Below are 11,092 nucleotides of genomic sequence, written 5' to 3'. Positions count from 1 at the left end.
TCTTCGCCTCCCCTTTGCTCGATCGGCTACACGCCCGTCAGCACACCGTCGCCGCAGAAATCGGGGTTCCCAAATGAGGTTTGAGGGAATCCCATTCGCTCGGCCAGCGTCATCAGGAATCGGTTGTGGGGTGTTCGTTTGAAATCGATCGCTCGGTTCCCGCGAATCCCCAATCCGCCACCGACCAAGACAAACGGGATGTTGTTGCGAGTATGTGAGTTGCCTTTGCCGAGTTCGTTTGTCCAGACGATCGTTGTGTGATCGAGCATGGATCCTTCGCCACCCGGTTCGGGTGTCTCCTGCAATCGTTTGGCCAAGTGGGCGACCTGTTCACAGTACCAAGTGTTGATCTTGATCAGTTTCTCGTAGGAATCCTCATTGCTGTCGGGTTCGTGCGATAGGGCGTGATGGCCTTCGTCAATGTCGAGCCAGCGCAGTTTGGCATTGCCGACACTATTGGTGATCTGGAAGGTGGCGATGCGGTTGAAGTCCGCCGCGAATGAATTGACCAACAACTCGATTTGCATCCGCGTGATCTGCGGCATGTTGTCGTTCTGATCTTCGACGTTAGGCGGCAATTCAGGGACCGCGTGACCGATCGCGTCAGATTTTGCTGCCAACTCGACCTGCAAGTCTTGTTCGACCTTGCGTACCAAAGCCTGGTGCTGCTGCAACAGATGACGGTCTTCCACACTGACCATCTTCTCGAGCGTGTGGAAATCATCGGTCAGGTCATCGAGGACGCTGGCAAGCAACTCGCGGTTCTTGGCCTGCCCATACAATTTATCGAACATCTTGTACGGATCATCGATTGGCGCGACCGGTTGGTTCGGTCCGCTGTAGGACATTCGTGTCCAGGTGTCGGCACGATCGGGCACCATCACGCCAAATTCCAGCGATCCGAACCGTGTCCGAGTCTTCGTGTCCGCTTGCAATTGATTCTTGAGAAACTGGTCAATGCTGATCCCTTGCGACCAACCCGCTGGCGTGTCGCTGCCGCCTTGGATGTCGCCGGGAAATAGCTCCACGCCGGTTAACAGGCAACCGATCCCCCGCATGTGTCCATCGCCGTCGCCCTGGATCTGATTGCAAAGTCCATGCATCGTGACGGTTTGGTCTCGAAACGGTTCGAGCGGTTTGAGAATCCGTTTGAACTCCAATTCGCCCTCGCTCTCCTTCTTGTCGACGGTCGGCCAGAAGTGATCTGGGATCACCCCGTTAGGACTGAACACGAACACGACACGTTGGCGGTTCGCTGATTCGGCACCCAACGCGAGGCTGGGTAGATTCATGGCAAAATGTGCCGCTGCGGCACTGATGCCCGTTTGCTTAAGAAAGCGTCGACGTGAGGTAGGCATAGCGGGAGGTGGGGTGAGGAGGAGGGAGGGGAGGCGGTCAATCTTTCGTTTTCGGGTGAGCCGAATGCCGGTAAGGCCTCCAGTAGCATACTGTATCGGGCGCATACGCGTCTCGGCTCACTCAATCAACAGGCCGTTAGCCATGTTTCGTCGCATTCACGGGGGCTAGCGACCCCATGGCTCATACAGTCAATCTTACTCTTTGACGTTTCCGGACGGCTCCGGTTTGGGGGCGGGTTGCGAACTGATTACTGCGATTTCGACGAGCAGTTCTCGAATGTTGAAATTAGAGTCTCGGAACTGCTCGGTGAGTTTTTCGAGTTGGTCGGTGCCGTAGGCGGCAATGGGTTGCTTGACGAAGTACTGGAACACTCGCTCAACAAACGCGGATTGGGCATCGGGGCCGTTCGCGACATAATCGCCAAGCTGCCGCGCCGAATCAATTTGAATCTGTTCGTCGTCTCGAGTCGTGTAACCGCCGGCTGCATTGATCGGTTTATCGCCCTCCATTATACGGTAATGTCCCACCGCGTCAAAGTTTTCGAGGGCAAAGCCGAGCGGATTGATTTTCGAGTGACAGGTTTGGCAACTCTCTGGGCCCGTCTGCAATTCAATTCGTTCGCGGGTGGTGAGGTCCGGATGCAGGTCCGGGCTCAGCGGCGTGAACGCCGCATTGGGCGGCCGGAGCACGCGTCCCATCACATGCCGGACCAAAAACACGCCGCGATGAATCGGTGACGTTGTCCGGTGGTGCGCGAGTTTCGCCATCACGAGCGGATGGGTGAGCACCCCGACGTGGGTTTGGGCATCGGCCACGCTGCGGGACATGCCGCCGGCCCAGTCCACGTTCACGGCGCCTGCCTCAGCGGGATTGCTATCGCTGGGCTGCCAGGCCTTTCCGTAGAAATCGGCCAGTCGGGGCGTGGTGAGCGTCCAATCAGCGGCAACCAACTGACGATAATCGCTCGCCTCGCTCCACACGACTGCATCAATGAAGGCGTCGAGTGAACTTCGTAAATCGCTGACAATCGCAGCGTCAAAGCCGGGGAACTTTGCCTCGTCTTTTCGCAAGTCGTCCGCGGGCGAAATCTCGAGCCAGTGATGAAACATCTCGCGAACTTTCGCACGCGTGCGGGCATCATCAACGAGCACCCGTGCCAAATTACGTCGTCCGTTCTCGTCCGTTGTGGGGGTTTTACGGATTTGGTCGACGAGCCAACCGTCCGCTGGCAAGGAATCGTGCAGAGTCAGCGAAATTCGATCGGCGGCTTGCTGGGATGCTGTGCGGTCGGCATCCAACGTTGGATACAAAAACCGAGGCGATTTGAGCGTCAACAGAATGGCATGCCGAATTTGTTCGGTTTCGTCGACGTGCGCTGCCGTCGCGATATCGATTATCCGGTCCGCACCCACCTGATCGGGCGTGCCGCGATAAGCCACCGCGATCATTTCACTGAGGAACCGCCGCAGGAGTTCTTCGTTGGGCAGTTTGTCCCGTTTGTGTTGGTTTCGATAGTCAGGCCACAGTTCTGTGCAGACCAAATCGGCGAATTCCAGCTCGGCCGATGTCACGGCCTCATCCCAGACCGGATCGACCGAGATCCCCCGTGGGAACCCGTAGGTTTGATCGTCCGGTGGCATGTTCGTTTCCAAGCGCAAGGCAGCCGGTACCCAGCCTGGAACGAGGTTCCTCGCGGGCAAAATCTCCTCCACGCCGCCAGGCCGCACCCACGACAGTGAAATGCTCGAGGGCGGCGTCTCGCCCTTGCGTTTGCGTTGATTCAAATCGATCTTGATCGGATACGTCCGGCCGCCCGTCAGCATGAGCGAGCGTCGAAATTCGTTGCGACCGGCCGATTGGACGTGATTGTCGATGAGCTCGTTGCGATCGTGCCCAAACGAGCACGTGAACGACGTGGTGCTGCGGACGATCAATTCATACCGCCCCGTTTCTTCAACGCGCAGACCACCCTGCCAATGGGCATGAAATTCATTCCCGTCGATCCCTGCATCACTGCCATCGGCGTTTTGGGGGCCATGGAGCTGGAAATCAAAATCGATCACGGGGTCGGTGCGAACGATTTTTCGGTTCGCATCATCCCACTTTTTGCCGGTGTAGTACTTCCCTTCCAAGCCTTGCTGGGATGTCCGCTCTTCCCACTTATCACGACGGATATTGGAAAAATGCCCGTACAAATCCGACAAACTGCTGCGGAGTTGGTCGCCCGTCAATCGCTGCAACGCCAGTTGGGGCGGGCGACTTCGTAGTTGAGCGGCCTCGCTGTAGAAGGTGTGGTGAATGTAGGCGGCGACCGCCTTGGCATCCACGCCAACGCATTTCTCGGGATCCTCCTCGGGCATCGTGTCGGTGATGATTTCGGCCAGTTCGCCGATCGATGCATCACCGATTAACGGATCAGGGTAGTTCTCGGCAGTGCCCTCGCCGCCACCCCCGTGGCAACTGGCGCATTGGGCCGCAAAAATTGCGGCCCCCGCTTCCAGTTGCCCCTCAGGATCTTCGCTTGTGCTGCTTGCAGGCTCCGCGCCACAGACCACGTTCCACGTCAGTGGATGGATCCCAAGCGACAACAGGAACGCTACCAAATAGAGCTGTTTGATATTCATTGCGCAGGATCCGCAGGGCCATCTGATCGATGGCAGCGCGGAATTTTCTCAAGCGGGGGAGAATGGGGGGCGGGGGGATAACGCTATTCTACGTGAGTTGGGCCGAAACGGCAAATAAGTTGGGCCGAAACGGCAAATAGCGGCTCCTCGGGAACCCCGCAGCTGACGTCGTCGCAATCATCGGCTCGGCCGAGACCGGTTTCATGGGCGAGATGCTCCAGTCCATCGATTCTGGCAAAGTCGTCCTCAACATAATCAACCAGCGAAGTGGACGGTTCCATCGAAAGATGTCCCGGCGAGTGGATTCGCCTAGCCGCTGCGATTCAACCGCCCAAACGCGAATCCTCGCTCGGCCTCCCCGATGACTGCTCGACCGCCGCCGCTGCCATGCGGACAGTTGGTTTTTGCGGGCTGATATTTTCGGTAATCGCGGTTTTCGTTGCTGGCGACGAGGGAATCGAGTGGGATGCCAAGAGGCGAATCGTTCACGCTAAATTGAGCCGGTACGTCGCCCTTGCACGTAGATCTGTTGGATCTTCAGATCGGCATCCAAAACCAACAGATCGGCTCGTTTGCCCGGTGACAAACTTCCTGTCTCGTGGTCGATCCCCACTCGCTGAGCAGGCGTTAGCGAAGCCATTCGGATGACGTCCGGCAGCGTTGCGGAAGTCGATTGGAAAAAGTGGGAAACCATGTGGTGCATGCCCTGCACGGAACTCGCCAGGCTGGATCGATCGAGCGTCCAGCCCACGTTGCCGTCGCTATATATCAGGCCTCCTAAATCTCGATGACCGAACACGTATTCGCCTGGCGGCATCCCATAGGCACGATTGGCATCGGTAACCAAACAGAGTCGTTCGGGACCTTTCATGCGGTAGGCGAACTCAAGCAACTCGGGAGCCAGGTGGCAACCGTCGGCGATCACCTCGGTGCTCATCGCAGGGTTCATCAAAACAAACTCCGTCATGCTCGCCTGCATCGGCACCTGAAATCGTGTTCTCAGCGAGGGGACGCTGCTCATCGCGCACCAGAAATGGTCGACGTGCCGCATGCCGGCATCGAAGGCTGCCTGCATCTCCGTCCAACTGGAGTTGGAATGACCACAGGTGATCAAGCACTTCTTTTCGGCGGCCAAGTGATAGAAAGACGTCGCGCCAGGCAACTCGGCCGCACAGGTCGCGATCCGAACAAAATCGCGATCGAAATAAGATTCATATTCATCTGGCTCGGGATCCCTGCGCGCATGGGGATCGTGACACCCCACTTTTCCTTCCGCGAAAAAAGGGCCATAGAGATGAATTCCCGGCAAGTGCGGCAACACGACGTTGCTCGTCGGCGGAGAAGTCGCCGCCAAATGCTGCGACGATTCCCGGGCAACCGCCATGCAGGCGTCGATCATCCGGTGAATCAGTTGCGGACTTCCCGTCGTCGAGGTGGGGAAGATGGTCGTTGTCCCACCGCGGAGGTGCGCCGCCGCGGCGGTCCGCACGGCATCCTCATCGCCGTCCATGAAATCCGCTCCGTCACCGCCATGAACATGCAGGTCCACGAACCCGGGAGACAGGTATGCTCCGTGCAGGTCGATCACGTGGCTGGCCTCTGGGATCGTCTGTGAATCTCCGATCGACTCAATCACACCTCCGCGGCAGACGACGACCGCGTGGGGTAATAAACGATCAGCAAGAATGGCTGTGCCCCCCACAAACACCAAGGGTTCGGATGGGTGACATTGATCGGCACTGGATTCCATCACGACCTCGCAAAGACTTTTGTGACATAAATGGTTGACAACGAAGCACATCCGAGGGAGGTCCCGATGGTTCACTGAACCGAAGGGACCATCCTAGGCCACCTGTTGTGATAAAACCAAGGGCTATTCCATCGGCTCTTTCTGGTCGATCTCCTCAAGCTTGAATCGAGTTGAAACGACGGAGTGTTTTTCGGGACCGGGACGATATTTGATATAGGTGGTCGCGACGAAAGTCCCGTCAGGAAGCAACTCGAAGCCCGAGTAGCCGCAATCCCACCCCGCGTTGCTATGCAACAGTTTGATCCGGTACTGCCCCTGACGGTTTGAGACGACATCTTCATAGTTTCCGACCCAGGCGACAAAGTGCCCGAGCGTCTTTGAGGTCTTTGCTGTGTCGCGCATCACGATCACGAGGCGTCCATCGGGTGCGTAAAGCATCTTGGGCCGGTGACCGGTCAACGCCGCTGGTAGCGGCCGGACCTCACTCCAGCTTTTTCCCTCGTCGTCACTTACCGAAAAGAGCGAATGCGATTTCTCGTTGCGAAGCACCATGAGGAGTTGGTCCCCGTCCGGCGATCGGATGACAGCGGGCTGGCCCCAACGCGACTGGGTGCGGACCACCGGCCGCTCCGGCGACCAGGTCAGACCACCATCAAGCGATTCGGCCGCCCAAACGTAGGGATCGGCATCGGGGCGATTGGCAGCAAACGCCCCGCGGCGGTCGCACCACATCACCAACCGCTTGCCGTTGTCAAAGGACATGATGGTCTTCGGGGCGCACTCGGCCGCTAACCCAGTGTCCTTCATCTCTGTCCAGGTCACCCCATTGTCTTCCGAGTATGCCTGTCGAAGGCGACCAGGGAAATCAAGGCCACCGAACACAAAGATGCGTCCCACACCATCAGGATCGACTAAATAGTGGATCGTTGGCGTTGTCTGGGTGACCTCTTGCCAGCTATCAGGCACCTCGAGCAAACCGCTCCATGTCCTGCCGCCATCATCGCTACGGGCGAGCGGGCCAAGGTAACCGGCGTGGTTGATCGACCACACGCAAAACATTGTCTTCCCGTCGGGGAGCAAGACCGTGCAGGGGTGCCCTTGATATCTCTCAGGGGTTCCCTGGGCCACGATCGAATGACGCTCTGTCTCGCTCGAGATGTCGATCGTCGGAATCGAAATGGTGTCAGAGGGCTCCGTGATGCCGTCTGTTTCACTGCCGCAAACAGGAGCCATCGTGAACCCCAGAAGCAGGAAAGCAACTGTATTGGAGTAAAGTGTTGAGCGTCTCATGATCACGTTCATTTGATTCCTGTTGGTTGTAGATTGCTCCGGTGTATCGCAGGGAGCAATATATCCGTTTGCGAGGTGGGGATGGTGGGTTCGCATGGAGACGGGGGGCGAGATGGGGCGAGATAGTGACAGGGCGTCAACGACCGTCGTCCCACCGTTTCAATTCGTAAGCCCGCGATTGGTCCTGCACGATAAGATACTCCGAGTTCGCAGCGAGGGTGCCGAGCTCGGAGATGCTGCCATCGGGCCAGGTGATCGTTACGTTGGTAACTTCGTGGTCATTGCCTAGCCCCGCGCGCAGAATGCGCTCATTGCTGCAAAGGTAACCATCGCCCGCGAGTTGCCAGAGCGTCCGGGTGCGGCCACCGGCCTGAAAGCGAACGATGGCGCCGATTGCGTCGCGGGCCGATCGAGTAGCGACGAGCCGGAAAGCAATCCGATGGTTCTCATCATCCGATTGGTTGACGAGCAAGCGAACCTGCTCGGCACAATGGGTGATCATGAGATCGTCGCGGCCATCGCGATCAACATCCATTCGCCACATCGCTCGCCCGACATGCGGCGTTTGGAAGTACGTCCCCCAGGAGTCATCTTCAAGCAACACAAAATTCCCCTGAGAACCACGGCGAAAGATTTGAAACGGTTGCTCATAAGGAGGAGCTTCAGGATCAGGGAAATCTCCGATGTGGCCGTTCGTTACGGCAATTTCATCAATTCCGTCGCCGTCCAAGTCAATGGCTTGGGTACCGAAACCGACCATCGACAGCGTCGGTAAATCGAGTTCCAGTCTCCTCGTTTGATCTCGCCAATAGCCTGCGGAGATCTGCTCGTAGAAAATATTATATTCCTGAGCGAATCCTGTCATGTAGAAATCCAGGTCGCCGTCTCCATCGAAATCACTTGCCGCAATGCCCATGGAGGCTTGGGTCATCGTGCGACCGTCCACCGCGACGCCTCTTGCAGCGGCGCTTTCGGATAAACGTCCCAGTTCATGGCCACGCGTTGAAGCCGGAGGAGTGAAGTAGAAGTTCGCAGACATGTCGTTGGCGATCAGGATCCCCAAATGTGCGTTGTCGAGCGTTCCGGCCAGGATTCCCAGCCCGCGTCCGGTCGACACGTTGCCGACCGATTGCTTCGAGACATCGTGGAACTCTCCATTGCCATCGCCAACAAAAAACTGATCCGCGTGTGCCGGAAATCGCAGCGGATGGCAGGGTCCCTCCTGCCCTGAGTCGTCGTAACATCCTTGACTGAGTGAATCGGTCGTGGCGCAGTAATTCGTTGTCAACAAGTCGGAGACGCCATCGTTGTTCACGTCCACGAACATCGCGTTGGTCGTCCATTGCCGCTCATCGTCATTGAGCTGTTCGGAGCATTCGGTGAATGTTCCATCCCCATTGTTCCTTAGTAACGAATTGCTTCCCAAATTCGCAAAGAATAAATCCGGAAAACCGTCTTCGTTGTAGTCACCAATTGCGAGCCCCTGACCGAAACCGCGGTCCCCGACACCTGCCGAGTCAGTGACCTTCGTAAATCGCTGACCTAAATTTCGCATCAAGTCGTTGGGGATCGAGTCGTGTTCCAGCATCGTGCCACCCGCATTCATCACAATGAAGTCGCAGTAACCATCCAGGTCATAGTCGATTGCACCACCCCCAGCCCCGGTCGATCGGATCAAGGCTGCCAATCGGACGTCGATCGGATTGTTGTTGGCGCCAATTGCCTGGAGTCCCCATCGGTCGCTTTGCTCGACGAATCGAAGGTGCTCCGTTGTCAGCTTTTCCGGGATCACAGCGGAACGATCATGGGCCTGAGCGAGCGATGATTGATTGATGTCATCGGCACTCTTGCTTTCATGGAGAGCTGGCAACTGGAAATCGGAAAGATCCAGGGTTAACGCATCCTGCCCCGTGTCGGATTGCCAGCGTCTGTCTTTCTGGAGTGCCGTCAATATCTTCGTCCGCAGGTCCACGAGCTGCGTCGAGGGTGAGTCCGTTAGGCTGGTCGCAGCGGCCGTCCAGGCCTCTGCCTCCCAGTGCCTCCCCAGTTTCCACAGCGACTCGGCAACGGCGACGGCATCAGACTGGCTGATTCGGTTCCCGGCGTTGAAGGCGTAATACCGCTTTCGTAGTTCCAGCAGGTTGACAATGCGTTCATCGATCGCGAGTAACATTTCAGCTCGTTCATCGTCGACGCCCGTGGAAATGTCATCTGCCGTTCCTGAACGAATCGCTTGAGCCAAACCGGACCAGGCAAGGCTGCGATTTGGATCCACACGAGTTGCCTGCCAGTAGGCGCGGGCGGCTTCGTCCGCGCGATCGTAATGTGCCGCCCAGTCTCCGAGTGTCAGCCAGTAGTCACAGTACGACGTTGTCCCTGGGGGGGCGGTGTCGCTCCAGTTCGCAATCTCCTCAAAGCGTTGTTGCAGGATCCACGTTTGACCATACAAAGCGTGAGCGGGTGCGAAGTCCGGATGGTGTTCCAAGATTTCCTCGAGCACCTCGACCGCCGCCGGAACGTCTCCTTCGGCGATCAACGTGGACGCTTGCCCCAGGTTCAAACGATGATCGTTTGGATTGCGTTCCAATAGGATCTCAATCGTGTCTACCGCGAACCGCCTCGCGGAGGTTTCCGTGAGCGCCACCAGCAGTGGGAAGTCAAAATCTCGATCTTGAATCAGACGCAAGAAATGTGGCGGGATCTTCTCGGTTCGCTCCGCTTCGCCTAAGAAGCCAACCAACACACGACGCAGTTCACTATTCTCAGGGGCCACGTCGAGCGAATTCTCGAGCAACTCAATCGCACCGTAAAGGTCGCCCACCTCGATCAACGCTCGGACCGCATAATTCACACGTGATGCTGGGTGATAGTCGGCAACCCGCGCCGCCTCGACCAGCATCTCAGCTGCCTCACGTGCCCGACCACTGAATCCAAAAACCTTCGCCGCGTCGGACAACAAGTCGGGGTCGTTCGGATTGGCCAAGATCGCCTGCCGCGCTACCGGGCGAGCAGATTGCCAATCCCGCGCCCGTATCAAAGAACGTAACTGGTGACGCGGATCAGTAGGAAACGATGGATCGGGCTCACTCAACTTCAGGGGCGACTCAATCGGAGTGGCGTCGTGACCACAGCCGACCAGCAACAGCAGGAGAAACGTTCCGCTGAACACTCGCACGGCAAAGCGAACACGGCACCCATGTCGCAATAGTATCGCTTTGAAAAAAAACAGGTTCATGACCAACTAAGCAAAATGAACGATCTATCGGTCGGTGTTAGCAACATTGTCGCCACCATCGTCGGATTAGATCATAGCGGAACGAGAGGGGCGGAACTTCTTAAAACGAAGCTGTTTTGAATGCTGGCGATGCTCAATCGTCGTGGCCGCTGCCACTCAGATCGGGTTCGAATCCTCAAAGGCGGCGCAGGCCGATAGGGCGGCGTCATCGCAGAACCGTCGCTTTTGCGGGGGTCCGTGCACGTCAGCAGCGACCGGCCGGCGACTTCCTCGCTGCTGCCGGTAGCGGGTGATCTTCTCGCGTCAAGGAGCATCGCGGGCCATTTTTTTCTCCGAAAATTTGGTGGCGACTGCAGTTTGACACTGCTAGACTACCCCGACATCGAAGGCATACGGCGTGTTCCGTCATCATCTGATTGTCTTCTGAATCCATCACCTCCAAGGACCTATCATGAAGAAATTTTGCTTTGTTTGGATCGCCATTCTCTGCCTTTGCTCGTTTCCCCTCGTTGGTTGTGGTGGGTCAGGTGATACCGAGGTCATCCGAGAAACTCCGCCAGAAGAGCCGGAGATGACGGATGCAGAAAAAGCGGCGTATGAGAAGTCGATGAGAGAAGCGACGAGGTAAACGCTGATCAGCGATCGTCACCAAGCACCACTCAACCTCGCGGGTGTGGTCTCGTCAAGACGCATCCGCGCGAGAGGTAGAGGGCTTGCGATTGGCGGCGTAACGCAAACCACATTGCTATTTAAAAAAGGATTCATCCAGGGCTATCGCGGGTGAATCCAGCCTGTTGGATTTGAGAGGCATGGCGGTGACGTCCAAAATGAGCG

At 57.2% G+C, this 11,092-nt stretch carries 7 protein-coding genes; 1 reads left to right on the top strand and 6 read right to left on the bottom strand.

The window, feature by feature from the left end; all coding sequences use genetic code 11:
• Positions 1-26 precede the first annotated feature (26 nt).
• The 6 genes from SH410x_RS23360 to SH410x_RS23335 form a co-directional block, all read right to left on the bottom strand.
• Positions 27-1,358 carry a DUF1552 domain-containing protein gene (locus SH410x_RS23360; protein ID WP_473671229.1) on the bottom strand — a complete coding sequence of 444 codons (1,332 nt, stop codon included), beginning with the start codon at positions 1,356-1,358 and terminating at the stop codon, positions 27-29.
• A 195-nt stretch (positions 1,359-1,553) separates the two neighbouring features.
• Entirely contained in the window at positions 1,554-3,983 is a 2,430-nt protein-coding gene (locus SH410x_RS23355) for a DUF1588 domain-containing protein (RefSeq protein WP_473671227.1), read from the bottom strand.
• 309 nt (positions 3,984-4,292) lie between these two features.
• The gene (locus tag SH410x_RS23350; protein ID WP_473671225.1) at positions 4,293-4,472 is read right to left on the bottom strand and encodes a hypothetical protein; all 180 of its coding nucleotides are present in this window, start codon (positions 4,470-4,472) and stop codon (positions 4,293-4,295) included.
• A gap of 1 nt (position 4,473) precedes the next feature.
• Positions 4,474-5,733 (bottom strand): N-acetylglucosamine-6-phosphate deacetylase, encoded by a 1,260-nt coding sequence (locus tag SH410x_RS23345; protein WP_473671223.1) that lies wholly within the window; start codon positions 5,731-5,733, stop codon positions 4,474-4,476.
• Positions 5,734-5,856: 123 nt separating this feature from the next.
• Positions 5,857-7,023 (bottom strand): sialidase family protein, encoded by a 1,167-nt coding sequence (locus SH410x_RS23340; RefSeq protein ID WP_473671221.1) that lies wholly within the window; start codon positions 7,021-7,023, stop codon positions 5,857-5,859.
• 136 nt (positions 7,024-7,159) lie between these two features.
• Positions 7,160-10,258 carry a CRTAC1 family protein gene (locus SH410x_RS23335; RefSeq protein WP_473671219.1) on the bottom strand — a complete coding sequence of 1,033 codons (3,099 nt, stop codon included), beginning with the start codon at positions 10,256-10,258 and terminating at the stop codon, positions 7,160-7,162.
• Positions 10,259-10,709: 451 nt separating this feature from the next.
• Between SH410x_RS23335 and SH410x_RS23330 the strand changes: the two genes are divergently transcribed.
• Positions 10,710-10,886, top strand: coding sequence for a hypothetical protein (locus SH410x_RS23330; RefSeq protein WP_473671217.1), 177 nt, complete (start codon positions 10,710-10,712; stop codon positions 10,884-10,886).
• Positions 10,887-11,092: the final 206 nt, after the last annotated feature.

This window comes from Rhodopirellula sp. SH410 (assembly GCF_055811895.1).
The sequence above is the reverse complement of the archived record's forward strand: the minus strand, read 5'-3'. Positions and strand labels throughout refer to the sequence as shown.

Bases quoted from the DNA above. Each gene is read 5' to 3' on its own strand.
- SH410x_RS23360 (WP_473671229.1), bottom strand. From the start codon at position 1,358: ATGCCTACCTCACGTCGACGCTTTCTTAAGCAAACGGGCATCAGTGCC.
- SH410x_RS23355 (WP_473671227.1), bottom strand. From the start codon at position 3,983: ATGAATATCAAACAGCTCTATTTGGTAGCGTTCCTGTTGTCGCTTGGG.
- SH410x_RS23345 (WP_473671223.1), bottom strand. From the start codon at position 5,733: ATGGAATCCAGTGCCGATCAATGTCACCCATCCGAACCCTTGGTGTTT.
- SH410x_RS23340 (WP_473671221.1), bottom strand. From the start codon at position 7,023: ATGAGACGCTCAACACTTTACTCCAATACAGTTGCTTTCCTGCTTCTG.
- SH410x_RS23335 (WP_473671219.1), bottom strand. From the start codon at position 10,258: ATGAACCTGTTTTTTTTCAAAGCGATACTATTGCGACATGGGTGCCGT.
- SH410x_RS23330 (WP_473671217.1), top strand. From the start codon at position 10,710: ATGAAGAAATTTTGCTTTGTTTGGATCGCCATTCTCTGCCTTTGCTCG.